24 protein-coding genes are annotated in these 23,857 nt (G+C 71.3%); 10 read left to right on the top strand and 14 right to left on the bottom strand.

Annotation, left to right across the window (positions count from 1 at the left end):
- The first annotated feature begins 6 nt into the window (after positions 1–6).
- On the top strand, positions 7–1,452 hold the full coding sequence (locus tag STRTUCAR8_RS07030) for a class I adenylate-forming enzyme family protein (RefSeq protein ID WP_044471768.1): 1,446 nt from the start codon (positions 7–9) through the stop codon (positions 1,450–1,452).
- The gene (locus STRTUCAR8_RS07025; RefSeq protein ID WP_006374786.1) at positions 1,445–2,590 is read left to right on the top strand and encodes a thiolase family protein; all 1,146 of its coding nucleotides are present in this window, start codon (positions 1,445–1,447) and stop codon (positions 2,588–2,590) included. Before STRTUCAR8_RS07030 ends, STRTUCAR8_RS07025 begins: the two co-directional genes overlap by 8 nt.
- 17 nt (positions 2,591–2,607) lie before the next feature.
- On the opposite strand, the gene STRTUCAR8_RS07020 is transcribed toward STRTUCAR8_RS07025, so the two are convergent.
- The 5 genes from STRTUCAR8_RS07020 to STRTUCAR8_RS07000 all read right to left on the bottom strand — a co-directional run bounded on the left by STRTUCAR8_RS07020 (position 2,608) and on the right by STRTUCAR8_RS07000 (position 6,395).
- On the bottom strand, positions 2,608–3,408 hold the full coding sequence (locus tag STRTUCAR8_RS07020; protein WP_006374827.1) for an acyl-CoA thioesterase: 801 nt from the start codon (positions 3,406–3,408) through the stop codon (positions 2,608–2,610).
- A gap of 80 nt (positions 3,409–3,488) precedes the next feature.
- Positions 3,489–4,289: an acyl-CoA dehydrogenase family protein gene (locus tag STRTUCAR8_RS07015; protein WP_006374823.1), complete on the bottom strand. Its 801-nt coding sequence runs from the start codon at positions 4,287–4,289 to the stop codon at positions 3,489–3,491.
- A 2-nt stretch (positions 4,290–4,291) separates the two neighbouring features.
- Entirely contained in the window at positions 4,292–5,392 is a 1,101-nt protein-coding gene (locus STRTUCAR8_RS07010; RefSeq protein WP_006374795.1) for an acyl-CoA dehydrogenase family protein, read from the bottom strand.
- Positions 5,389–5,808: a nuclear transport factor 2 family protein gene (locus STRTUCAR8_RS07005; RefSeq protein ID WP_044471775.1), complete on the bottom strand. Its 420-nt coding sequence runs from the start codon at positions 5,806–5,808 to the stop codon at positions 5,389–5,391. Before STRTUCAR8_RS07005 ends, STRTUCAR8_RS07010 begins: the two co-directional genes overlap by 4 nt.
- Before the next feature lie 116 nt (positions 5,809–5,924).
- Positions 5,925–6,395: a pyridoxamine 5'-phosphate oxidase family protein gene (locus STRTUCAR8_RS07000; protein WP_006374833.1), complete on the bottom strand. Its 471-nt coding sequence runs from the start codon at positions 6,393–6,395 to the stop codon at positions 5,925–5,927.
- 114 nt (positions 6,396–6,509) lie between these two features.
- On the opposite strand from STRTUCAR8_RS07000, the gene STRTUCAR8_RS06995 reads away from it, so the two are divergent.
- From STRTUCAR8_RS06995 to STRTUCAR8_RS06970, 6 genes are read left to right on the top strand one after another with little or no spacing between them, the layout of a single operon-like run.
- Positions 6,510–8,624 carry a branched-chain amino acid ABC transporter permease gene (locus tag STRTUCAR8_RS06995; RefSeq protein WP_006374837.1) on the top strand — a complete coding sequence of 705 codons (2,115 nt, stop codon included), beginning with the start codon at positions 6,510–6,512 and terminating at the stop codon, positions 8,622–8,624.
- Positions 8,605–9,315: an ABC transporter ATP-binding protein gene (locus STRTUCAR8_RS06990; protein ID WP_006374816.1), complete on the top strand. Its 711-nt coding sequence runs from the start codon at positions 8,605–8,607 to the stop codon at positions 9,313–9,315. Before STRTUCAR8_RS06995 ends, STRTUCAR8_RS06990 begins: the two co-directional genes overlap by 20 nt.
- Positions 9,312–10,019, top strand: coding sequence for an ABC transporter ATP-binding protein (locus STRTUCAR8_RS06985; protein ID WP_006374782.1), 708 nt, complete (start codon positions 9,312–9,314; stop codon positions 10,017–10,019). The genes STRTUCAR8_RS06990 and STRTUCAR8_RS06985 overlap by 4 nt, the downstream gene beginning before the upstream one ends.
- Positions 10,016–10,378 (top strand): hypothetical protein, encoded by a 363-nt coding sequence (locus STRTUCAR8_RS06980; protein ID WP_006374814.1) that lies wholly within the window; start codon positions 10,016–10,018, stop codon positions 10,376–10,378. The genes STRTUCAR8_RS06985 and STRTUCAR8_RS06980 overlap by 4 nt, the downstream gene beginning before the upstream one ends.
- Positions 10,379–10,416: 38 nt before the next feature.
- Positions 10,417–10,728, top strand: a complete 312-nt coding sequence (locus STRTUCAR8_RS06975; RefSeq protein ID WP_006374784.1) for a hypothetical protein — start codon at positions 10,417–10,419, stop codon at positions 10,726–10,728.
- 17 nt (positions 10,729–10,745) lie between these two features.
- Positions 10,746–11,522: an enoyl-CoA hydratase-related protein gene (locus STRTUCAR8_RS06970; RefSeq protein WP_006374825.1), complete on the top strand. Its 777-nt coding sequence runs from the start codon at positions 10,746–10,748 to the stop codon at positions 11,520–11,522.
- A 102-nt stretch (positions 11,523–11,624) separates the two neighbouring features.
- On the opposite strand, the gene STRTUCAR8_RS06965 is transcribed toward STRTUCAR8_RS06970, so the two are convergent.
- Positions 11,625–12,605 (bottom strand): enoyl-CoA hydratase/isomerase family protein, encoded by a 981-nt coding sequence (locus STRTUCAR8_RS06965; RefSeq protein ID WP_006374835.1) that lies wholly within the window; start codon positions 12,603–12,605, stop codon positions 11,625–11,627.
- 76 nt (positions 12,606–12,681) lie between these two features.
- Between STRTUCAR8_RS06965 and STRTUCAR8_RS06960 the strand changes: the two genes are divergently transcribed.
- A complete protein-coding gene (locus tag STRTUCAR8_RS06960; protein ID WP_006374818.1) occupies positions 12,682–13,659 on the top strand; it encodes a CoA transferase in 978 nt (325 codons plus the stop codon).
- Positions 13,653–14,921 carry an amidohydrolase family protein gene (locus STRTUCAR8_RS06955; protein ID WP_006374797.1) on the top strand — a complete coding sequence of 423 codons (1,269 nt, stop codon included), beginning with the start codon at positions 13,653–13,655 and terminating at the stop codon, positions 14,919–14,921. Before STRTUCAR8_RS06960 ends, STRTUCAR8_RS06955 begins: the two co-directional genes overlap by 7 nt.
- A 9-nt stretch (positions 14,922–14,930) precedes the next feature.
- On the opposite strand, the gene STRTUCAR8_RS06950 is transcribed toward STRTUCAR8_RS06955, so the two are convergent.
- Genes STRTUCAR8_RS06950 through STRTUCAR8_RS06915 form a run of 8 tightly spaced genes read right to left on the bottom strand, consistent with a single transcriptional unit; the run spans position 14,931 to position 23,854 of the window.
- Complete coding sequence (locus STRTUCAR8_RS06950; RefSeq protein ID WP_044471767.1) at positions 14,931–15,716, bottom strand: SDR family NAD(P)-dependent oxidoreductase; 786 nt, start codon at positions 15,714–15,716, stop codon at positions 14,931–14,933.
- Positions 15,716–16,864, bottom strand: coding sequence for an acyl-CoA dehydrogenase family protein (locus tag STRTUCAR8_RS06945; RefSeq protein WP_006374809.1), 1,149 nt, complete (start codon positions 16,862–16,864; stop codon positions 15,716–15,718). The genes STRTUCAR8_RS06950 and STRTUCAR8_RS06945 overlap by 1 nt, the downstream gene beginning before the upstream one ends.
- Before the next feature lie 11 nt (positions 16,865–16,875).
- Positions 16,876–18,021: a thiolase family protein gene (locus STRTUCAR8_RS06940; RefSeq protein ID WP_006374806.1), complete on the bottom strand. Its 1,146-nt coding sequence runs from the start codon at positions 18,019–18,021 to the stop codon at positions 16,876–16,878.
- Positions 18,021–18,899 (bottom strand): enoyl-CoA hydratase/isomerase family protein, encoded by an 879-nt coding sequence (locus STRTUCAR8_RS06935; RefSeq protein ID WP_100247502.1) that lies wholly within the window; start codon positions 18,897–18,899, stop codon positions 18,021–18,023. The genes STRTUCAR8_RS06940 and STRTUCAR8_RS06935 overlap by 1 nt, the downstream gene beginning before the upstream one ends.
- Positions 18,896–20,137 carry a CaiB/BaiF CoA transferase family protein gene (locus STRTUCAR8_RS06930; protein WP_006374783.1) on the bottom strand — a complete coding sequence of 414 codons (1,242 nt, stop codon included), beginning with the start codon at positions 20,135–20,137 and terminating at the stop codon, positions 18,896–18,898. Before STRTUCAR8_RS06930 ends, STRTUCAR8_RS06935 begins: the two co-directional genes overlap by 4 nt.
- A 5-nt stretch (positions 20,138–20,142) precedes the next feature.
- On the bottom strand, positions 20,143–21,726 hold the full coding sequence (locus STRTUCAR8_RS06925; protein WP_006374831.1) for a FadD3 family acyl-CoA ligase: 1,584 nt from the start codon (positions 21,724–21,726) through the stop codon (positions 20,143–20,145).
- Positions 21,727–21,743: 17 nt separating this feature from the next.
- Positions 21,744–22,889, bottom strand: coding sequence for an acyl-CoA dehydrogenase family protein (locus STRTUCAR8_RS06920; RefSeq protein WP_006374792.1), 1,146 nt, complete (start codon positions 22,887–22,889; stop codon positions 21,744–21,746).
- Positions 22,886–23,854: an acyl-CoA dehydrogenase family protein gene (locus STRTUCAR8_RS06915; protein ID WP_006374787.1), complete on the bottom strand. Its 969-nt coding sequence runs from the start codon at positions 23,852–23,854 to the stop codon at positions 22,886–22,888. The genes STRTUCAR8_RS06920 and STRTUCAR8_RS06915 overlap by 4 nt, the downstream gene beginning before the upstream one ends.
- Positions 23,855–23,857: the final 3 nt, after the last annotated feature.

The following is a 23,857-nucleotide window of genomic DNA, read 5'->3' as shown; positions in this document are numbered from 1 at the left end:
ATTCTCATGAATATAACCATGATTCTGGAGATGGCCACCTCGGCCGGCGACCGGGTGGTGGTGACGGTGGACGACCGTTCCCTGACCGCCTCGGAGCTGCTGGCCGCCGCCCGCGCCGCCGCGCATCGTTTTCGGCGGCGGTCGGCCGTGCTGTACCTGGGTGCCAACCATCTCGGCCACCCCGTCGCCCTGTTCGGCGCGGCCCTCGCGGGAGTCCCCTTCATCCCTCTCAACTACCGTCTCGGTGAACACCAGTTGACCCGACTGCTCGACCGTCACCCGGGCGCGCTGGTGCTGCGCGCGGACGACCTCGACGTACTCGTGGAAGCAGGGCAGGAGACGCTTGGGGTCGACGACGAACCGGCCCCGCAGGACCAGGACGCCGTCGCCGTGGTGCTCTACACCAGCGGGACGACGGCGGAGCCCAAGGCGGCACTCCTGCGCCACCGCCACCTGCTGGCCTACGTGTTCAACACCCAGGAGTTCGGATCGGCCGAGCCGGACGCGGCGACGCTCGTGGCGGTGCCGCCGTACCACGTGGCCGGTCTGATGAACCTGCTGACGAACCTCTACTCGGGGCGCCGGATCGTGTACCAGTCCGCCTTCGACGCGTCCGAGTGGCTGGCCACCGTCCGGCGTGAACGCGTCACCCACGCGCTGGTCGTCCCGACGATGCTCGCCCGGATCGTCGCCGAGGTCCCGGACGGCGCCACCGCCCGGACACCGACCCTGCGCAGCCTCGCCTACGGAGGCGCCCGCACCCCGCGCCCGATCGTCGAACGGGCGCTGCGGACCTTCCCTGACACCGGTTTCGTGAACGCCTACGGGCTGACCGAGACCACGTCCTCGATAGCCGTCCTCGGCCCCGACGACCACCGGGAGGCGCTGGTGTCCGACGAACCGGCGGTACGCGACCGGCTCGGCTCGGTGGGACGGGCGCTGCCCGGCGTCGAGATCCAGATCCGCGACGAAGAGAGGGGAGAAGCGACCCAAGTCGGCGCTACAGGGCTGGTGTTCGTGCGCGGGGAGCAGATCTCCGGCGAGTACGGCGGACGCGCCGCCGCACTGGACGCGGACGGCTGGTTCGCCACCCGGGACCGGGGGCGGCTCGACGCCGACGGCTATCTGTTCATCGAAGGACGCGCCGACGACACCATCATCCGGGGCGGCGAGAACATCGCCCCGGCCGAGATCGAGGACGTCCTCCTCACCCATCCCGGCATCGTCGAGGCGGCGGTGATCGGCGTGCCGGACCCCGAGTGGGGGCACCGCATCGTCGCCGTCCTCGTCGGGGCGGGCGACCCGGACGAGATCCGCGCCTGGGTCAAGGACCGTCTGCGCTCCTCCAAGACGCCTGACACCGTCGTCTTCCGCGCCGAACTGCCGAAGACCGACACCGGAAAGCTGCTGCGCCGCACCCTGCTCGCCGACCTGGAGGCCACCCATGCCTGAAGCAGTCATCGTGTCCGCCCTGCGTACCCCCGTGGGCACCGCCTTCAAGGGCACCCTGCGCGACACCACGGCCTTCGACCTCGCCCACCACATCGTCGCCGCGGCAGCCGCCACGGAGGGCCTGGACACGGCCCTCATCGACGACATCGTCCTCGGCGAGGGCCTGTACGGCGGTGGTGTCATCGCCCGGCACGCCGCCGTGACCACCGGTCTCACCTGGGTGCCCGGGCTCGCCCACAACCGGCACTGCGCGGCGGGCCAGGCCGCCGTCCAGAGCGCCGCGGCGAGTATCCGCGCCGGCATGGACGAACTTGTCATCGCCGGCGGCGTCAACTCGGCGTCCACCTCGCCGCGTTCGGTGGCCAAGGTCGACGGCGAGTGGGAACCCTGGATGTCGCCGACCCACCCCGCCCGGCCGGACGCCCCCAACACCGACATGTCGATCACCGTCGGCTGGAACACGGCCGTCCGGGCGGGCATCGGCCGCACCGAGATGGACGACTGGGCGCTGCGCTCGCACCGCAACGCGGTACGCGCCATCGACGAGGGCCGCTTCGACGCCGAACTCGTCCCGATCGACACCCCGCACGGCCTGTTCTCCGTCGACGAGCACCCGCGCCGCGACACGAGCGCGGAGCGACTGGCCGCGCTCAAGCCGCTGCACCCGGAGATCGAGGGGTTCAGCATCACGGCCGGCAACGCGGGCGGCGCGAACGACGGCGCGGCGGCCCTGGTCATCGCCAGCGACCGCCTAGGCCTACCCGCTCTCGGTACGGTCCGGGCGTGGGCGTCCGTGGGCGTCGACCCGGCGGACATGGGCCTCGCCCCGGTCACCGCGATCCCCAAGGCCCTGAAGCGGGCCGGGCTTTCGCTCTCCAACGTCGACCTCTACGAGATCAACGAGGCCTTCGCCGTCGTACCCGTGGCCGCCGTCAAGCGGCTCGGCCTGGATCCGGACCGCGTCAACGTGAACGGCAGCGGCTGCTCGCTGGGGCACCCGGTCGCGGCCACGGGCGCCCGGATGCTGGTCACCCTCGTGCACGAACTGCGCCGACGCGGCGGCGGGATCGGCGTCGCCGCCATGTGCGCCGGCGGCGGGATGGGCTCGGCGACGGTGATCGAAGTACCGTCGCCATGACGTGATGTGACCGAGTGTCAGTTCTTGAAGCGGAGCAGGGCTTCCTGGGCGTACGAGGCGACCAGGGAGCCCTCTTCGGTGAGGACGTCACCGCGACCGTAGCAACGGCCGTGTGCCAGCAGGGGACTGTGCTGACGCAGCAGCAGCCAGGAGTCGGTGCGGAAGGGCCGGTGGAAGCGCACGGTGTGCGCCGTCACGGCCGACGTGAACGCCGTGTTCGCATCGTGCTGACCGACCCCTTCGACCTGGCGCAGCGCGGTGCCGATGAGGCTCAGATCGGTGGCGTACGCGGTGAGGGCCGGCGCCAGTTCGGGGCGTACGGCCGGTGTGCGCATCCAGAGTTCGTACTCGGGCGTCTCCGGCTTCGGGGTGTCGATGTCGGTGACCGCGCGGGTGTCCCAGGGCAGCAGATCCAGGTTCACGGAGTGCTCCTCGCCGGGCACAGGCGGGACGTGGAACGGTGTCTGGTGGTCGGGGCCGTCCTCCGGGACGTGCATCGACACCGAGGCGGTGGCCACAACACCGGGGGACTGACGGGCGACGATCCCCAACGTCGCGAATCTGCCGCCTTCGTGATGGACCGTCACCTCGTAGCGGACGGGTTCGTCGGGCCGTCCCGCGCGCGCGAAGAGGGCGTGGACGGACTTCACCGTCTTGCCCGGGCAGGCGAGTGAGGCCGCCCGGACGAACTGGCCCAGCAGCTGTCCGCCGAACAACCGGTGATAGCCCAGACGTTGGTTGGCGCCCTCGAACTCGGAGTCCCCCTCAGCCGGGCGGAGTTCGAGGCACGCGAGCAGGTCGGTCCAGAGGTCCGTCACAGGGGCTCCCGGATAGGAGAAGCGGGTGGGAGAAGCGGGCGGGAGGGACATGTGCGAGGAGCTGAACCGGCGAGGGGCGGTCAGAGTTGAACCAGCCGGGGAGCGGATCGCCCTTCCCGTGCGAGCGCCCCCGCCTCCCGCGTCAACTCCCGTGCGCTGCCCAGCAGTCCGTCCAGGACGAGCGCCCGCCGGACATGCCGGTGCAGATCGTGCTCGGCGGTGAAGCCGATCCCGCCCAGGACCTGCTGACAGTGCCGGGCCGCCGTCAGCGCCGCCCGCCCGGCCGCGGCCTTGGCCAGCAGCGCACCGAGGTCGTCGTCGGCGGCCACGAGAGTTGCCTCGGCCCCTTCGAGGGCGACGAGGGTCTCCGCGAGCCGGTGCCGTACCGCCTGGAAGGAAGCGAGGGGCCGGCCGAACTGGGTGCGGTCCAGTACGTGCGCACGGGCCAGCGAGAGCATGGCCCGTCCGGTGCCCAGCAGCCACCACCCAAGGGCCCGCCGGCCCGCGCCCAGCGTGAGCGGCTCGCCAACCGGTTCGGCAACGGGGCTGTCCCGCAACGGCAGTTCAGCGTCGAGACACAACCCCGGTGTCCCGTCCCCGCCGCGCTCCCACACCACCCACGCGCCGCCCGAGTACGGCAGGGGCACGGTGCCCCCGATCGGCCGGCCGGCGGCGTGCAGCATCACGTCGTTGAGGAGCGGCGCGTGCGCGCCTGTTTCCCCGAGCAGCCGGAAGGCGAGCGGGACAGCGACCTCCGGTATTTCCCTCAGCAGGTCGGCCCAGCCCAGGTCGGTCAGCGCGGCGTCGAGGGCCGGCCCCGTCGCCGTCGTCATCGTCTTGCGGAGTGACCCGGCGAGCAGGTCCCGTTCGGCGGCGTCCATCACTACTCCCTTCCGAGGTTCAGCAGCCGGCGCGCGATGATGTTCCGCTGGATCTCGGCGGTGCCGCCGTAGATGGTCGCCGCACGTGAGTACAGGTACTCCGACCGCCAGGGCGTCCCGGTCAGCTCCAACGTGCCGGGCAGCAAGTCCCGTACGGAGTCGAAGAGTTGTTGCTCCGCCGTGGCCAGCAGGACCTTGTCGACGGAGGTTTCCGGGCCCAGACGCTCCCCCTCCGCCAGACGCTGCTGCGTCGTGTGGGAGCGGCAGCGGGCGGTGTGCAGGGCGAGATAGGCGGCGCCGAGGGCGTCGTCGTCCTGGGCGGAGTCCGACGCGGGCGTCTGTTCCAGCAGGCGGTCGAGTCGCGTGTAGAGATGGGCGATCCGGTGCCAGAAGCAGGTCGAGCGCTCGTGCGGGAGCAGGTCCATCGCCAGCTGCCAGCCGTCGCCCGGGCTGCCCAGCATCCGGTCGCCGGGGACGACCACATCGTCGAAGAACACCTCCGCGAACTCGTCCACCCCGTGCATCGTGCGCAGCGGCCGGACGGTGATCCCCGGGGTGTCCATGTCGACGAAGAACGCGGTGATGCCCGCGTGGCCGGGGGCCGTGCGGGTGAGCAGGACGCAGCGGGCGGAGTACTGGGCGAGGCTCGTCCACACCTTCTGGCCGGTCACCACCCAGTCGTCGCCCCGGGGGGCTGCCCTGGTGGTGAGCGAGGCGAGGTCGCTGCCGGAGCCCGGTTCCGAGAAACCCTGGCACCACTGTTCCCGGCCGCCGAGCAGCAGCGGGACCATCTCGGCGGCCAGCTCCGGACGCGCGTACGAGATCATCGTCGGGGCCAGCACCTCGACCATCGAGTAGATCCCCGGCTCGGCCAGGCCCCGGGTCGCGACCTCCTCACCGAGCACCGCGCGCAGTACGGCGGGCCCGCCGAGCCCCCTCACCTCGGCGGGCCATCCGTACCGCATCCACCCCGCCTCGAACAGCGCGCGCCGGACCCGGGCGAGCTGGGCGACCTGAGCGTCGAGCGAGTCGTCGGGACCGGGGGAGAGGTCGTTGGTGTCGAACCAGCGCCGCAGGTCCGTGCGGAACTCGGTGACGTTCATGTCCCCGGACTCTGGTACGCGTGCGGCCGGCCCGAGTCGTGCGCACCGCTGCGGCGGATGAACGTCATGGCGCGCGTGCGCAACCGCCAGCCGTCTGGGGTGCGCGTGTAGGTGTCGTTGTAGTAGCCGATGCGCAGGTCGTGGGTGGAGTGGTCGACGAAGCACAGGGGCTGGGTGCCGGATGCGAAGTTCTCGTCGGCGCCGGGCTCGACGACGGCCGTCCCGGTGAGGAAGAGGCCCTTGGGGGCCGCCGCGACCAGCGCCGGGAACTCGTCGAGGGGGTAGGTGTCGCCGAAGGCGCTGTAGGTCCCGTCGGGGGTGAAGACCGCGAGCACACCGTTCAGGTTCCCCTGGGTGATGTACACCGCGTAGCGGGCCAGCAGTTGCTGGATCTCCATCAGGTCGTCAGTGGACATCGGGTCGTCGGTGGACAAGATCTGTTCCGCCCTTCAACGTGAGAAAGTCGAGAATCTCATTCTCGTCTATCGCATGTCAGATTTTCACGGCGTTCACCGTGGCGTCAACGGCGGTGTCATCCCTCCCGGCGCAGCTTCGAGAAGTCCCAGCTCACCACTTTCTCCGCCGTCACCCTCAGCCATGCGTGCCGTCCGTCGTACGGAAAGTCCCGGCCGCCCGCGTACTTGTCCGCGAACAGCCGTTCCGGCTCCCGGAGTTCCTTCACGGGCGCACCCTTCCGGGGTGTCTCGCCGACCACCTCCACGCGACCCCGCAGCTCCACGCCCCGCAGCCGCATGAAGTCGGACCCTCCGTCGTCGACGATCACGCTGAGCCGCTGATCGCGCTCCAGGTCGGTCCAACGCTGGCTGCGCACCAGCGAGTTGAGCCACAGTGCAGTGCCGTCCCACACAAACCACAGAGCGCTGGTGTGGGGGTGCCCGTCCGCTCCGAGAGTCGCCACCCGGCACACGGGCTGGGCACGCAGAAACGCGTCCCGTTCCGGCTCGGTCATGGCGATGGCGGTTCCCCTGCGCTGTCCGGTCATGGTTTCTCCCAGCCTTGTTCGAATGCTTGATTCTCTCCAATAGAGAAGCTAGTTTCCACCCTCAGAGAGGGGAACACTCAGCCGGCCGACCCCGGCATCGAGTGACGGCGCGTCATGGACCAGTTCCTCACCTTCGGCATCGTCGGCCTCAGCACGGCCGCGATCTACGCCGTCATCGGCAGCGGTCTCGTACTCACCTACACCACCACCGGCGTCTTCAACTTCGCGCACGGCGCCGCGGGCATGCTCTCCGCGTTCACCTACTGGCAGCTCACCGTCGGCTGGGGCTGGCCGGTTCCGGTCGCGCTGGCCGTCGTACTGCTGCTGCTCGCCCCGGCGTTCGGACTCCTCGTCGAGCGGTTCATCCTGCGGCCCGTCCAGGCCCTCGGCGAGGCGGAACGGCTCGTGATGACGGTCGCGCTGCTCAGCGGACTCATCGGGGTCGCCCGCTGGATCTGGGACCCCAACGTGGCCCGGCCGCTGCCCGCCTTCTTCGCCGACCGGGCCCCCTTCCACATCGGCCCCGCCGCCGTCACCTGGCACCAGGCCATCACCATGGGCGTGGCCGTCGCGGTCGCCGCAGGCCTGCGCGTCCTGCTCTACCGGACCCGGGTCGGCGCCGAGATGCGCGCCACCGTCGACGACCGCGCACTCGTCGGGCTGACCGGCGCCGATCCGGTACGGGCCAACAGGTTCGCCTGGATCATGGGCACCCAACTCGCCGCGCTCGGCGGCATATTGATCGCGCCCAGCGTCACCCTCGACGCCGCCCAGCTCTCCCTCCTGATCGTCAGCGCCTACACCGCCGCCGTCTTCGGCCGGCTGCGCAGCGTGCCGCTCACCTTCATCGGGGCCGTCGTCATCGGCTGCACGGAGAGCTATCTCACCGGCTACCTGCCACAGAACGACTACCTGCCCGGCCTGCGCCTCGCCGCGCCCGCCCTGCTCCTGTTCCTCGCCCTGCTGGTGTTCCCGCACCGGCGGCTGCGCGGACGCGACCGGCGGCTGGCGCCGGTCCCGGTGCCGACGGCACGGGGCACGCTCGTCTTCGCGGCGGCTACCGTCGCGTTCGGCATCGTGCTGGCCTCGGTGCTCGGCGAGGCGGACCTCATCACCTACGGGCCGATCTTCTCGCTCGGCGTGGTGGCCCTCTCGTACGTCCCCCTCGCCGGATACGCGGGCCAGATCTCCCTGTGCCAGCTGAGCATGGCCGGCATCGGCGCGGTCGTGTGGGCACACTTCGGCGCGCACGGGCAACTGTGGGCGCTGGGCCTGGCGGTGGCGGTCTCGGCGGTCGCCGGGGCGCTGATCGCGCTGCCCGCGCTGCGGCTGTCCGGCGTGTACCTGGCGCTGGGGACCGCGGCCTTCGCCGTCGTACTCGACCGCTGGATCTTCACCCTCCCCGCCTTCCATGTCTTCGGCGTAGAGGTCGCACTGTTCGACCAGGGATCGGTGGAGGTGACCGGGCCCTCACTGTTCGGGTTCCGGCTGGACAGCGGGGAGGAACTGATGGTGCTCGCCGCCGTCTGTCTCGCCCTCGCGTCGATCGGCGTGGCGGCGGTACGGCGGGGCAGGTTCGGGCGGCGGCTGATCGCCCTGCGCGACAGCGAGGCCGCCTACGCCACGCTCGGCGGCAACCTCCTCGTCGCCAAGGTCCTGGTGTTCGCGCTGGCCTCGGGGATCGCCGGCCTCGGCGGCGCACTCTACGGAATGCAGCAACGGGCCATCACTCCCGACCAGTTCAACCTGGTGGCCGGACTGCCGATCTTCCTGGTCGCGGTGCTCGGCGGACTCGGCGCGGTCGGCAACGGCCTGTTCACCGGTACCGCGTTGATCGGTCCGACCAACGCGCTGGTCGCCGTGGCACCCGCCCTGCAGAATCCGGTCGCCCTGCTGCCGGCACTCGCCGGTATGGGCCTCGGCAGGAACCCCGACGGCATCGCGGCCCACTTCCGGCGCCAGTGGGAGCCACTCGGCCGCGACCGCATCGCGCTCACGGCTCTCGTCGCCTGGCTGGCCACGGCCTGGCTGCTGCGCCTGGGCGACGTCATCGACGGCTGGGTCTTCCTCGGCGGAGCCGTCGTCGTGGCCGTGGCACTGCGGACCTGGGCCGCCGTCCGGCAGACCCCGGCGGCCGAGCCGGAGATTCCGGTCGAGTGGTGGGGCGTACGGCGCGACTGGCGCCCGGAGGACGGGGAGGTGCTGGCCCGTGGCGTCGCTGCGAGTTAGTGGAGTGACGGTTTCCTTCGGCGGCAACCGGGCGTTGGACGGGGTCGCGATGACCGCTGAACCCGGTCGCGTCACCGGGCTCATCGGGCCCAACGGGGCAGGGAAAAGTACCCTGTTCGACGTCGCGTCCGGGCTGCGTAGACCGTCGTCGGGGCGGGTCTTCCTGGATGACCGGGACGTCACCCGGATGCGCCCCTCGGCCCGCGCCCACTGCGGTCTCGCCCGTACGTTCCAGCGGCTGGAGCTGTTCGGTCGGCTCAGTGTCCGTGACAACCTCCTTGTGGCCGCCGAACTCGGCCCCGAACGGCCGCGCGCGGTCGCCGTGGTCGGGGAGATCCTCGACCGGCTCGGCCTGACCGGCATCGCCGACACCGCGCCCGACAGCCTGCCCACCGGCGTCGGCCGGCTCGTCGAGGTCGGCCGGGCACTGGCCCTGCGCCCCAAGGTGCTTCTCCTCGACGAACCCGCCGCCGGACAGGACGGCGAGGAGACCGAACGCTTCGCGGTCCTCCTGCGCTCCCTCGCCGACGACGGCACGGCCGTCGTCCTCGTCGAACACGACATGAGCCTCGTCATGAGCGTGTGCGACGACGTGTACGTCCTCGACCTGGGAAAGGTCATCGCCGTCGGCCCGCCCGAGGTGATCCGCAACGACGAGACGGTCCTTGCCGCCTACCTGGGGGACGCGTGAACGCGCTGATCGAACTGCGCGGCATCCGCGCCGCCCACGAACGGATCACCGTCCTGCACGGAGTCGATCTGAGCGTCGCCGCCGGCGAGGTGGTGGCGCTGCTCGGCCCCAACGGCGCAGGGAAGACGACCACGTTGAGCGTCGCGGCCGGGATCCGTCCGGTGGAGTCCGGCCAACTCCTGCTCGGGGGACGGGACATGACGGGCGCCGCCCCGCGCGACCTGGCCCGCGCCGGAGTCTGCCTGATCCCGGAAGGGCGTGGAGTGTTCCCCAACCTCTCCGTGCGGGACAACCTCCTGATGATGACCCACACCGGCCGCACCCGGACCGAGGTCGAGGAGATCGCTTTCACCCGCTTCCCCGTCCTCGCCCGACGTGCCTCCCAGCCGGCCGGCACCATGTCCGGCGGCGAACAGCAGATGCTCGCCCTGGCCCGGGGGCTCGCCACCGACCCGGCCGTCCTCCTCCTCGACGAACTCTCCATGGGGCTGGCCCCGTTGGTGGTCGCCCGGCTCTACGAGCAGGTCGCCGAGATCGCCCGGCAGGGCGTGGCCGTCCTGGTCGTCGAGCAGTTCGCCGCCGCCGTACTCGACATCGCCGACCGGGCCGCCGTACTCGTGCGTGGCCGGGTCCAACGGCAGGGCCACCCCGACGACGGGTTGCGCGCCGAACTGTCCGCTCTCTACCTCGGGAGTTCCGCATGACATCCACCGAGCCCCGTGCGGACCGCTTCGTCCGCGAACTCACGGAGCTGAAGATCCCCGACCCGGCCGCCGCCCGCTCCCAGCTCTGGCTGCGCCTCGGCGGAGCCCTGATGGCGCTGAGCGTGATCCTCGGCGCTTCCGGCTATCTGATCACCCACAACACCCTCGACCCGCTGGTCCAGAACGACGGCATCGCCCTCGGCCTCGCCGGAATCGCCGCCGGCGTGGTGGGCTCGGCGCTCTTCCTGCGCTACTCCCTCACCGGGTTCCTGCGGTTCTGGATGGCACGCCAGTCGTACGACGTCAGCCTCCTCGCCGAAAGCCTGCGCGAACCGGACCGGCTCCGCGAACCGGAATGACGCCGCCCCTGCCCGACTGTCCGAAAGGAACCCCGGCCATGACCACTCCGGAAACGACGCCGCGCCCCGGTGACCAGCTAGCCAGCACCGCCTGCGGCACCCGTGTGGTCGTGATCCGGGCCCCCGCCGACGCACGACCCCAACTCACCTGTGCGGGCGCGCCCATGGCACCCGCAACCTCCGTTCCGCAGATGAAGGACCCCGGCTCGGGAACCGTCATCGGCAAGCGCTACGTGGACGCCACGGGCACCCTCGAACTGCTCTGCACCGCCTCCGGGACCGGCGAACTGGCCTGCGACGGCGCCCCGATGGCGATCAAGGCGGCCAAGCCCCTGCCCGCGTCCGACTGAACCGAAGAGGAACCGCCATGCGGAAGACAGAGCAGTCGGATCCGGCCGACCAGCCAAAGCAGCCAGACCAGGAAGACCTGGTGCTCACCGAGCGGGTGGGCAACGTCCTCGTGGCCACCATGAACCGCCCCGAGGCGCGGAACGCCCTGAACCCCGAGCTTCTTCACGAGCTGTCGTCCGTCCTCAAGGAGGCGGACGCCGCCCCGGCGGTCAGGGCGATCGTCCTCACCGGGGCCGGCCCGGTCTTCTGCGCCGGCATGGACCTGAAGGCGTTCGCACGCGGTGCCCGCTTCGACAGCCTGCTCTGGTTCTACCGCGAGGGCGTCGCCACCCCGGTCGTCGCCGCCCTCAACGGATCGGCGGTGGCCGGAGGCTTCGAACTCGCCCTGGCCTGCGACCTGGTGGTCGCGGCGGACCACGCGTCCCTGGGAATCGCCGAGGTCAAGCGCGGCCTCTTCGCCGCGGGCGGTGCCACCACCCTCGCAGACCGCATCCCACTCGCCGTCGCCCTGGAGATGGGTCTCACGGGTGAACTCGTCACGGCGTCCAGGGCTGCTGACATCGGCCTGGTGAACCGAGTCGTCCCGGCCGACGCCGTTCGCGCGGAGGCACTCGCCCTCGCCGAACGGATCGCGCAGAACGGCCCGTTGGGCGTCGCCATGACCAAGAAGCTGATGCGGAGCCGCCGTTGGGCGAAACCCGCGGAGATCGAGGCGGTGTTCCGCAGCGCCGACGCGACGGAGGGAGCGAGGGCGTTCGCGGAACGAAGGGCGCCGGTGTGGACAGGCAAGTGACGGACCCGGACGCCCGGCACCAGGCGAGCATTTAGGTGCGCGGGGAACTGCGCGACCAGCCCCCACTGGCCCGCAGCCGATGAACCGCACACCCACGGACCGCTATTCGCCCTGAACGACCTCGTCGACCAACCCCCACCGAACCGCCTCCCCGACGCTCAACGCCTCCCCCGACAACGCCAGATACGCCGTACGCTCCCGCCCGATCCGCAGCGGCAGACTCGCCGTGCCGCCCGCCCCCGGAATCAACCCCATCCCCACCTCGGGCAACCGGATCACCGTGTCCGGCGCGGCCAGCACCCGCCCCGCGAAGGCCGTCAGCTCGATGCCCGCCCCGACGCAGGCGCCGTGCAGATGCGCCGTGACCCGGGCACCGCAGAGCTGGAGCAGAGAGGCCGGGCTGCGGTGGACGCGCACCAGATGGGCCTGTGCCGGATCCCTGGCCGTGCCGAACTCGCTGAGGTCGCCGCCGGCGCAGAAGGCCGGCCCGTTGCCGTACAGATCGACCCGGGTGATCGACGGGTCCGCCACGGCGACTGCGAGCGCCTCGCACAGGGCGTCCCGGGTGCCGGCGTCCATGGCGTTGCGGGCCTGCGGCCGGTCGAGGGTGACGGCGAGCCTGTCACCGTCCCGCGTGAGACGTACCGGCGTGGGGGAGGGGTGCGACGTACGAGGGGGTGTGGCGTCCAGCCAGGCGCGGAAGCCGGCCGATCCCTGAAGCACCGAATAGGCGAGTGACTCGGCCACGAGACGGTCGGGCGGCGCCAGCGCCGGCCCCATCCGCAGCACCTGCGTCAGAGCGACGGAGGCGGCGGGTCGGTCCGCGACGATGTCCGCCAGATGGCGGGCCGTGGCGTGCGGGTCGGCGCAGCTCACCCAGGGGCGCGGCGGATCGGCAGCGGCGGTGAGAAGAACATCGAAGTCGCCCACAGTCGCGATCTCGGCCTCGACAGGTTTCTCCGCGACGCCTACGAGCACTCGCCCACCGGCTTCCACCGCCCCCAGCCCGACACCGTGACCAGGATCAAGGGAACGGGGGCTCCGATCGAGCTCGACGAGGACGAACGGCGAGGGCAAGGTCACGACCGGAGTGTAATTTGGGGCTACCTCCCAGGAGAAGGGCGTTTGGCCATTGGAGAATGACGCTCTCAGTCGCTGGATGGACTCGGTCGAGCCGTACCTGCCCCCTGTGGCGTCGGTCGCGAAGGAGTTCACGGCCCTCACGGGCGTGGCCGTCGACCTGCCCAACGCCCTCTTTCTCCGCGCCCGACTGTGGGGTCACGCTCTGCCGGGCCGGACCTCGGCCGGCGGCTCCTGCCACCTCCTCGAAGCGGCCGACGGCTGGGCCGCCGTGAACCTGGCACGCCCGGACGACCTGGCCGCCGTACCGGCTCTCGTCGCTCTCCTGTCCGGTGCCGAGGGCGAGCCGCTCCGGGAGGCGGCGAAGCGGGCGACGGCCGCCGAAGTGGCGGCGAGCGCACAGCTGCTGGGGATCGCCGCCGGGGAGCACGTCTCCGCGAGTGGACCCCCGGTACGGATCGAGCGGCTCGGCGAGCAGTGCGTACGCGACCCGGCCGCCCTCCGTGTCGTCGACCTCTCGGCCCTCTGGGCGGGCCCGTTGTGCGCACGCCTCCTGGGCCTCGCAGGAGCCACGGTGGTGAAGGTGGAGAGCATGACCCGACCGGACGGCGCCCGCGCCGGATCACCCGCCTTCTACCGCTGGCTGCACGAAGGGCACGACAGCCTCGTCCTGGACTTCGCCTCGGGCGCGCTCGCCGAGGTGGTCGCCGGGGCCGACGTCGTCATCGAGGCGTCCCGGCCCCGGGCGCTGCGCAGGCTCGGAGTCCACGCCGAAAAGTTCCTCGCCGCCCGTCCGGGCCGGGTCTGGGTGAGCATCACCGGGTACGGCCGGGACGACGACCGCATCGCATTCGGCGACGACGCCGCCGTCGTGGGCGGCCTGACCGGCGTCGACACACAGGGCGACCCCGTCTTCGCGGGCGACGCGCTCGCCGACCCGGTCACCGGCATCTACGCCGCCCACGCCGCCGCTCACTCCCTCGCCACCGGGGGAGGCGAGCTGCTGAGCGTGACCATGTCGGCCTGCGCCGCCGCCCTGGTTCCGTCGCCGTGCTGATCAGGAACGTCGAGGTCAAGGGCGCGGGGCGGGTCGACGTACGGGTCCGGGACGGGCGTATCGCCGAGGTCGGGGAGCGGCTGGACAGGAGGGACGAGACCGACGGAGTCGACGGGCGCGGGGGCGCCCTGCTTCCCGGCCTCCATGACCACCACGTCCACCTCGCGGCGCTGGCCGCCGACGCCGCGTCCGTCCGGGTCGGCCCGGCGGACGTCACCGGCCGGGACGGACTCGCCGCCGTCCTGCGTGATGGGGCGCCGGGGGAGTGGGTGCGGGCCGTCGGCTACCACGAGAGCGTCGCGGGCGAACTCGACCGACAGGTTCTCGACGCCCTCGCCCCGGACCGGCCGGCCCGCGTCCAGCACCGGACCGGCGCGCTGTGGGTGTGGAACAGCGCCGCGCTGCGGGCGGCCGGCCTGGACACGGAGTCCGGCGACGGGCGGTTCTGGCGGGAGGACGAACGGCTGCGCGGCTACGTCCCGCCCGTGCGCCTGGACCTGGAGGGCGTGGGCAGCAGGGCGGCGGCGCTCGGCGTCACGGGTTTCACCAACGCCGATCCGCACCCGGCCGACGGCCTCCTCGATCTGCTGTCGGTGCTGCCGCAGCGGCTGCTCGTCATGACGGTCGACGCGCCCGTGAAGCTGCTGCTCGACGACGCCACCCTGCCCGTACCGGCCGAACTCGCCGCCAGAATCACGTCCTTGAGGCCGCGCCCCGTGGCCGTTCACTGCGTGACCCGAGTACAACTGCTCGTGACTCTCCTCGCGCTGGACGAGGCCGGCCCGGTCGACGGCGACCGTATCGAGCATGCCTCCGTCGTCCCGGCCGAGACGATCCCCTGGATCAGACACCTCGGCGTCACGGTCGTGACCCAGCCGCACTTCCCCGCCGAACGCGGACACGCCTACGCCACCGACGTTGACCCCGACGACCGCCCCCACCTCTACCGCTGCCGTTCCCTGGCAGACGCCGGCATCCCCCTCGCCGCCGGCACCGACGCGCCGTACGGAACGCCCGACCCGTGGGCGGTCATGCGGGCCACCGTCGCACGTACCGGCGGAGAAGCCCTGGACGCGGAAGCGGCACTGAACCTCTTCACCGGCCATCCCCAACACCCCGCCCGCACCCGCAGGTTGGAGGTCGGCGCGGTCGCCGACCTGTGCCTGCTCCACGTGCCGATGCGGGAGGCGCTCGACGCACTGACAGCCGACACCGTGCGGGCGGCCTTCGTGGCCGGAGAGCGCGTCACCGCCTCCGAGTGAGGAAGTGGGTCAGACGCTGTATCCGCCGTCCACGCCCAACGCCTGCCCCGTGATGAACCCCGCCCGCTCCGAAGCGAGGAACGCCACCGCCTCCGCGATGTCCTTCGCGGCCCCGAAGCGGCGTAGCGGGATGTTGCGCCGGGTGATCGCGAGCGCTGCCTCGTCCAGTTCCCCGGTGGCGATCAGGCGACCGGCGATCCCGTCGTTGAGCATGCCGGGAGCCACGCAGTTCACGCGGACCCCGTAGCGCCCCTCCTCCGCCGCGAGCGCCCGGGCCACCGCCTCGACGGCACCCTTCGTACCCGCCGACAGGCCGTCCCTGACCGGGTACCGGCGGGTGGCCACCGTCGTCACGGCGACGATGCTGCCCCGGGTCTCCCGCAGCCTCGGCAGCGCGGGATGGACCAGATTGAAGAACGCCACGGCGTCCGCGTCGAGTTGGGCACGGTACTCGCCCGGCGTCACCTTGCTGAGGTGTTTCATCGGTACGTGGGGACCGGCCGCGTACACGACCGTGTGCAGCCCTCCGAACGCCTCGTCGGCCTCGGCCACCGCCTCCGCCGTGGCCGACTCGTCCCCCAAGTCCAGCCGCAGGGCCAGGACGTGGCGGCCGTACGCCGAGACCTCACCGGCGAGCGCCTCCGCCGCCGTCTCGTTGGCGCGGTACGTGAACGCCACATCGCTGCCCCGCCCGGCCAGCGTTCGGACGATCTCCGCGCCGATGCCTCCGGTCCCGCCCGCGACGAACGCCGCGCCCGTCCGGCCCTCGAAGTCCGACGTTCCCGATGTCGGCATCACAGTCCCAACGACTTGGCGATGATGACCTTCATGACCTCGCTCGTCCCGGCGTAGATACGGGTGATGCGCGCGTCCGTGTAGAGCCGGGCGATCGGGTACTCCTGCATATAGCCGTATCCGCCGAAGAGTTGAAGACAGCGGTCGACCGTCCGGGCCTGCATCTCCGTGCAGAACAGCTTGACCTTCGCCGCGTCGGCGCCAGACAGCTCGTCGTGGACGAGTTCGCGGACCGCACGGTCGAGCATCATCTGCGCCGCCTCCAACTCGGCGGCCACGGCGGCTAGTTCGAACTTCGTGTTCTGGAAGGCGGCGACCGGCTTCCCGAAGACCTCGCGCTCCTTGACGTACTCGACCGTCGTGTCGAGGGCGGCCCGTGCCTGTGCGACCGAGCCGACCGCCACCGTCATCCGCTCCTGCGGCAGGTTGTGGCCGAGATAGCCGAAGGCGGCGCCCTCCTCACCGAGCCGGTTGGCGACCGGGACACGTACGTCGTCGAAGGCCAGCTCGACCGTGTCCTGCACTCTGATGCCCATCTTCTGCAGGACCCGGCCCCGGGTGAACCCCGGCATGCCGTCCTCGACCACAAGCAGGGTCAGCCCCGCGCGCCGGTCGTCGGGATCGGTGGCCGTCCGGGCCACCACGACCACCAGATCGGCGAGCAGCCCGCCCGTGATGAACGTCTTCGCCCCGTTCAGGACGTACGAGTCGCCGTCCCGCACGGCTGTCGTCCGGATGCCCGCGAGGTCGGAGCCCGTGCCGGGTTCCGTCATGGCGACGGCCGTGAGCAGCTTCCCCGCGGCGAGGCCGGGGAACCAGCGGGCGCGCTGCTCCCGGTCGGCGTAGGCGAGGAAGTAGGGGAGCACGACGTCGAGTTGGGTGCGTACCGTGCCAAGGGTGACCAGCGCACGGGCCGCCTCCTCCTGGAGGACCACGTTGTAGCGGTAGTCGCCCAGGCCCGCCCCGCCGAACTCCTCGGGGACGGACATGCCCAACAGGCCCAGTGAGCCGAGCTGTTCGAAGAGTTCACGGGGCAGCCGCCCGGCTTCCTCCCAGTCGGCGTAGTACGGGACCACCTCGTTCGCCACGAAGTCCCGCACCAGCCCGCGGAACGCCTCGTGATCGGGGGTGAAGATGTCTCGGCGCACAACTGCTCCTGTCAGGAGGCGAGTTCGACGAGGGTGGCGTTCGCTGTGCCGCCGCCCTCGCACATGGTCTGCAGGCCGTAGCGCAGTCCGCGCTCCCGCATGTGATGGATCATGCGGGTCATCAGGACCGCGCCGGACGCCCCGAGCGGATGCCCCAGGGCGATGGCCCCGCCCAGCGGATTGAGCAGCGCCGGATCGGCGCCCGTCTCGGCGAGCCAGGCCAGCGGTACGGGCGCGAACGCCTCGTTCACCTCGAACACACCGACCTCGGACAGTCCGACGCCCGCCTTCCGCAGCACCCGCTCGGTCGCGGGGATCGGCCCGGTCAGCATCAGCACCGGGTCGGCGCCGACGACAACACCCGCGCGGTAGCGCACCAGCGGGGCGAGGCCCAGTGCGCGCGCCTTCTCGGGCGTCGTCACCAGCAGCGCGGCGGCGCCGTCGGAGATCTGGGAGGAGTTGCCCGCGTGGATCACACCGTCGTCCAGGAACGCGGGCCTGAGCCGCGCGAGGCCGGCGACACCGGTCCCGCGCCGAACGCCCTCGTCGGCGGTCACGGTCAGGCCGCCGACGGACACCGGTACTACCTGCTCCTCGAACACCCCGGAGTCCAGGGCCGCCGCGGCCCGCTCGTGCGAGAGCGCGGCGAACTCGTCGAGCCGGGTCCGCGTGAACCCCCACTTCTGGGCGATCCTCTCCGCGGACACTCCCTGGTTGAACGAGAAGTCCTGGTACCGGGCGAGGACCCCGGGCCCGTACGGCATCCCCGACGCCCGCGCCGAGCCCAGCGGGACCCGGCTCATCACCTCGACGCCGCCCGCCACGACGACGTCCTGCTGCCCCGACAGCACGGACTGCGCGGCGAAGTCCAGCGCCTGCTGACTCGACCCGCAGGCCCGGTTGACCGTCGTCCCCGGAACACTCTCGGGCCAGCCCGCCGCGAGCACCGCGTACCGGCCGATGTTGCTCGACTGGTCGCCGACCTGCGACACACAGCCCCAGACGACATCGTCGACGACACCGGGATCGATGCCCGTCCGCTCGGCGAGCGCCCGCAGGACGAGAGCGGACAGGTCGGCCGGGTGGATACCCGCGAGCCCCCCGTCGCGCTTCCCGACGGGGGTGCGCACCGCCGCCACGATCACCGCTTCCCGCACTACGGCCTCCTGACCGAAGGGGCGCCTGGCGCCACCGAGTTGGTTGTCCCGTTGCCTGTTGTGCCCCTTGCTGTCGGCACGCCCGTCCCGGGCACCGCCCACCGGCCGTCGAAGGACGGTTCGCGCTGCTCCGTGAACGCCGAGAACGCCTCCGACACGTCCGCCGTGGCGAAGTTGACCCCCTGAGCACGCGCCTCGCCCGCGAGGGCGTCCCGCAGGGTGCGGTCGGCACCCTCGTTCAGCAGTGCCTTGGTCTGCGCGAGCGCGACGGGCGCACCCGCCACCAGCCGCGCCCCGAGCTCCTCGACGAAGGGGTCCACCTCGTCGGCCGCCACCACCCAGGTCACCAGCCCGAGCGACTTCGCCTCCTCGGCCCCGATCGTCTCGGCGAGCAGCGCGAGCCGCTTGGCCTGCTGCAATCCGACCAGCTTCGGCAACAGCCAGGAACCTCCCAGGTCCAGGGACAGCCCGCGCCGCGCGAAGATCTGCGAGAACCGTGCCTCCGGTGTGGCCACGACCAGATCGCATCCCAGCGCCAGATTCCACCCCGCGCCCACCGCGACACCGGTCACCTTGGCGATGCTCGGCACCGGCAACTCGTGCAGTTGCAGAGCGACTTCGCTCAACGTCCGCATCCGGTACAGGGGGTGCGCGCTGCTGAGCCCGCCCGAGATGTCGGCGCCCGAGCAGAACGCGCCCCCGGCCCCCGTCACCACCAGCGCCCGTACGTCACGATCACGCCCGGCGTCCGTCAACGCGTCCCGCAGCGCCACCCACAACTCCGCGTCGAGGGCGTTCTTCCGGTGCGGCCGGTTCAGCGTCAGGGTCCGTACGCCGTCCCGGTCGCCCTGGAGCAGCACAGGCTCCTCCCCGCTCACGACGGCTCGCCCCCGCCCGTCGCCCTGCCCGCTTCCTCGCCCTGCTCGTCGATGCCCAACTCGGCAAGCACGGCCGCCGTGTGCTCACCGAGAGCCGGGATCGCGCCCATCGGCTGCTCGTAGCCCGAGATCACCGGCGGCGGAAGCAGCGCGGAGATCGGCCCGTACGGTGTCTCGACCTCCCGCCACCGGTCCCGCGCCTTCAGATGCGGATGCGCGACCACCTCGCTCGGCCGGTTGAACCGCGAGTTGCCGATCCCGGCGGCGTCCGCGCTGCTCTGGACGTACGCGAGGTCGTGCCGGGCACACCAGCCACTGATCTCGGCGTCCAGCACGGCACGGTGGGCGACCCGGCCGGGCGTCGTGGCGAACCGCTCGTCGTCCGCCAGATCGGGCCGGCCCAGCAACTCCCTTGCGAAACGCTGCCATTCACGGTCGTTCGTCGTCCCGAGGACGACGGTCTGACCGTCACCGGTGACGTAGGCGCCGTACGGTGCCACCGCCGGCGAACCCATCCCCCAGGGCTGCTGATCGACGCCCGAGTGCTGGGTGTACGTGAGCGGGTAGCCCATCAACTCCGTCATGGTGTCGAAGAGGCTCACCGCGACCGACGCCGGACCGCCGCGCCGCCCGCGTCCCCGCTCGTACAGCAACGCCATGATGGACAGGGCCGCGTACAGCCCGGCGCACACATCGGCCATCGGGGGCCCGGGCTTGGCCGGCGCCCCTGGCAGACCCGTCACCGCACACGCCCCGGCCTCGGCCTGGACGAGCAGATCGTAGGCGCGCTTGTGCGAGAGGGGACCACCCGGACCGTACCCGTCGATCTCGACCGCGATCAGCTCCGGGTGCCGTACGGCCAGGTCGGCGGGGGCGATGCCCAGCTTGGCCGTGGTGCCGGGGGTGAGGTTGGAGACGAGGACGTCGGCGCGGGCGAGCAGCTGGTGCAACACGGTCATTCCGGAAGGCGACTTGAGATCCAGGGCCACCGACTCCTTGCCCCGGTTGATCCACACGAAGTGTGCCGCGAGGCCGTTCACCACATCGTCGTAGTGCCGGGCGAAGTCGCCGCCCGCCGGGTTCTCCACCTTGATCACCCGGGCGCCGAAGTCACCGAGGGTGCGGGTGCACATGGGAGCGGACACGGCCTGCTCCAACGTCACCACCGTGATACCGGCGAGCGGCCCGACGGCCCCGACCGGGACGGCTTCGCCAGGCGTGTCAGCTGTGTCAGCCATGCCGGTCAGGCCTTCGTTTCGAAGCGGGCGCGCAACTCGTCCTTGAGGACCTTCTGGCTCGCGTTGCGCGGGAGTTGGCCGACGAGACGGACATGGCGCGGCACCTTGAAGTTGGCCATGTGCTCGCGCGACCACTCGACGACCTCCTTCTCGCTGACCTCGTGGCCCTGTCTCGGGACCACGAAGGCACAACCGACTTCGCCGAGCCGTTCGTCGGGCACCCCGATCACGGCGACCTGCCCGATCGACTCGTGGGCCAGCAGCAGTTTCTCGATCTCCGCCGGATAGGCGTTGAATCCGCCGACGATGTACATCTCCTTCTTCCGGTCGACGATCGAGAGATTCCCGGCCGCGTCGAGCCGTCCTATGTCCCCGGTGTGCAGCCAGCCCTGTGCGTCGATCGTGGCGGCGGTCGCCTCGGGTTCCTCCCAATACCCCCGGGTGACGTTGTATCCCCGGACGAGGATCTCCCCGTCCTGCTCCGCGGCGACTTCCCGGCCCTCCTCGTCGACGATTCTCACCTCGACGTCCGGAATGACCCGACCGGTCGTGCGGGCCACCGTTTCCTCGGAATCCCCGATACGGGTGGTCGTGACCAATGCCGACGACTCGGTCAGCCCATACGCGCTCATCACGATGTCGAAGGACAGCTCGGACTTCATCGCGCGGATCAAAGCCTGGGGAATGGTGGTGCCGCCGGTCATGGAAACCCGGAGTGACGAAAGATCGTGTCCGGAGCGGTCGGGATGGTTGATGAGATCGTGGAAGATGGTGGGCGGCCCGAGCAGAACACTCACCCGTTCCCTCTCGATGATCTCCAGCGCTTTTCCGGGCTGGAACACCGGCATGGGAACGACGGTCACCCCGTGCATGAAGGAGGCCAGCCAGCCCGCCTTGTAGCCGAAGCAGTGGAAGAACGGCGGGATGACGAGAAAGCTGTCGCCGCGCCGGAACGTGTACTCCTCGGCCATCCAGCCGTAGGCCCGCAGCGACTGCCCGTGGGTGAGGATGACGCCCTTCGGGCGGCCCGTCGTGCCGGACGTGAACATCACGTCGGAGATGTCGTCCGGGGTGAGCCGCCCCATCGTCTCCTCGGCCGTGGCGGCCGAGACGGTCTCAGCGGCCCGCAGGAATTCCGTCCAGGACAGATCCGCGGCGCCCTTCGGACCGAGAACCGACACCGTTCTGCGCAGTGCCGGAAGATCGGGGTCGTGCTTCAGCAGGTCGGCGATGTAGTCGCTGCCGAGGAAAGGGGCGGCGAACACCGCCTTCGCTCCCGACTTGCGCAGAATGTAGGAGATCTCGCCCGCCTTGAAACGTGTGTTGAGCGGGACGACCACACCTCCCGCGCCCTGGATTCCGAGTGCGGCGAAGATCCATTCCGCGGAATTGGGCGCGCAGAGCCCGACCCGGTCACCGGCCTCGACACCCAGAGCGACAGCGGCCCGCACCGCCTCCGTCATCCGCTGTGCCAGTTGACGGAAACTCCATCGACGGTCGCCGTCGACCAGGGCGATGTCATCTCCGAAACGCTCGGCGGCCGCTCTGATGACGTGGGGAATGGTCAGGAATTCTTCGTCGTATCGCATCGAGAAGGCTCCAGGGCTCAGGACTGGCCGGACGAAGGCAGATGCAGGACCCGTTTCGCGATGATGTTCCGCTGGATCTGGGAGGTGCCGCCGTAGACCGACGCGGCCCGGGAATAGAGGTACTCGCCGAAGATCTCGCCGCCGTCCTCGGCCAGTTGCTCCGGGAACACCTTGAGTGCCGTCTCGTACAGGCGCTGTTCGGCCCTCGTCATCAGGAGCTTGTCGATCGACGACTCGGGGCCGGCTCCCTGCCCGCTCAGGCGCTCGGCGGTACGGCGCCGGGTATGCGCCACCAGAACCTCGTAGTCCACGTAGGCCTGCCCGATCTCGGAGCGCAGGCCGTCCGGAAGTGTGCCGGCCCGCTCCCGGGCGGTGGAGCGGAGGCGTTCGACCAGGAGGCCGTACTTCGACAGATGGCCGGTGTCCAGGGCGTTGCGCTCGTACGACACCGTCGTCATCGCCAGTGGCCAGCCGTCGCCCTCGGCGCCGATCCGCTCGGACTCCTCCAGGCGGACGTCGTCGAGGAACAGCTCACAGAACTCGTCGTCCCCGTTGGCGGCCCGCAGCGGCCGTACGGTCACGCCCGCGCGGTCCAGGGGCAGCGCGAACGCCGTGATCGAGCGGTGCGGCGAGCCCTCGCGGTCCGTGCGGGCCAGCAGCAGACACAGGCCGGAGTACTGGGCGTAACTGGTCCAGAGCTTCTGGCCCCGGACCATGTAGTGGCCGCCCCCGCGCTCCGCGAACGTGGTCATCCCGGCGAGGTCCGAGCCCGCGCCCGGCTCGCTGAACCCCTGGCACCACACGTCGTCGCCCGCCAGCATCCTCGGCAGCATGCGCAGCCGCTGCTGTTCGGAGGCGAACTCCAGCAGGGCGTGGGCGAGATAGCCGATCCGGGGAACGCCCGGGGCCCAGCAGGCGCCCAACTCGTCGCTGATCGCCACCTGGTGAAGAGCCGTCAGACCGCGGCCGCCGTACAGCTCCGGGACATCGAGTCCGACCCAGCCGCCTGAGTGCAGCAGCCGGTGCCAGCGATGCAGGAAGACCGGGACCGGCTCGTCCACGCGCCGTTCGGGAAGCGGATGTTCGCCCAGCCAGGCCCGGAACTCCCTGCGGAGCCGGTTCAGATTCTCCGGATCACCGAAGTCCAGCGGGATGTCGGTCATCGCACCGCCTCCGGGTCGGCCAGCTCCGTCAGCAGATCGGCCGTCGTGGCCAGCACCGTGGCGCCCACCCGGACCTTGCGCAGATACAGGTGCGCGATGTGCTCCCACGTCTGCGCGATCCCGCCGAACACCTGCGTCCCTGCGTACACCGCCTCCAGCGCCGACCTGTTCACCTCGGCCTTCGCGACCCGCGCGGCGGTCAGCGCCCGCTGCGGGGGTTCGTGGTCCAGACACCAGGCGGCGTACCGGGTCGCGCTCGCACAGGCCTCCACGAGCACGGTCGCGTCGGCGAGCAGATGCCGAACCGCCTGGAACGACCCGATCGGCCGCCCGTACTGACTTCGCTCCCGCGCGTACTCCACGCTCTGCTCGACGAACGACCGTGCCGCGCCCGCGAGTTCGGAGGCCACGACGATCAGCGCGTACGCCTGCCAGTGCTGCTGCCCGGCCGGGTCGAGCCGGCCGACCACGCGCCCCGGAGACTCCGCCGTACGGATCGCCCGCAGCAGGTCCACGCTCGGTGCCGCCGGCCCCAGCACGGCCGCGGTCACCGTCCCGTCGGGGAACACGCACAGCGCCTCGTCCGCGCCCTCGCTGTCCCAGGCGACGAGCGGGGAGGAGCCCGCGCCGGGAAAGCGGAGGTCGCGGGCGAGGGCGATCGTCGGGGTCCTGCCGGGCGCCACCGGTGCTCCCAGCAGGCGAAGCAGCTCCGGCGCGAGCAGGACCGTACCGAGGAAGGAAGTGGGCAGCGGCAGGCTGCCGTGTTCCTCGGCGAGCAGCCCGCACTCCTGGACGGTGGCGGCCGGGGGAGTGGACCGGCGCAGTTCGGTGAGGCCCAACTCGCCCAACGCCTCCCGCGCGGCGGCGGCACCAGCGGGCTTGACGTCGTCGGCGGAGCCCACGCGGAACCGGGCGGCGAACGAACGCAGCAGGTCGCGTACGAGCACGAACTCCTCGGTCTCCACCGG

The organism is Streptomyces turgidiscabies Car8 (assembly GCF_000331005.1).
In the GTDB taxonomy this organism is placed as follows: Bacteria; Actinomycetota; Actinomycetes; order Streptomycetales; family Streptomycetaceae; genus Streptomyces; species Streptomyces turgidiscabies.
The sequence above is the reverse complement of the archived record's forward strand: the minus strand, read 5'-3'. Positions and strand labels throughout refer to the sequence as shown.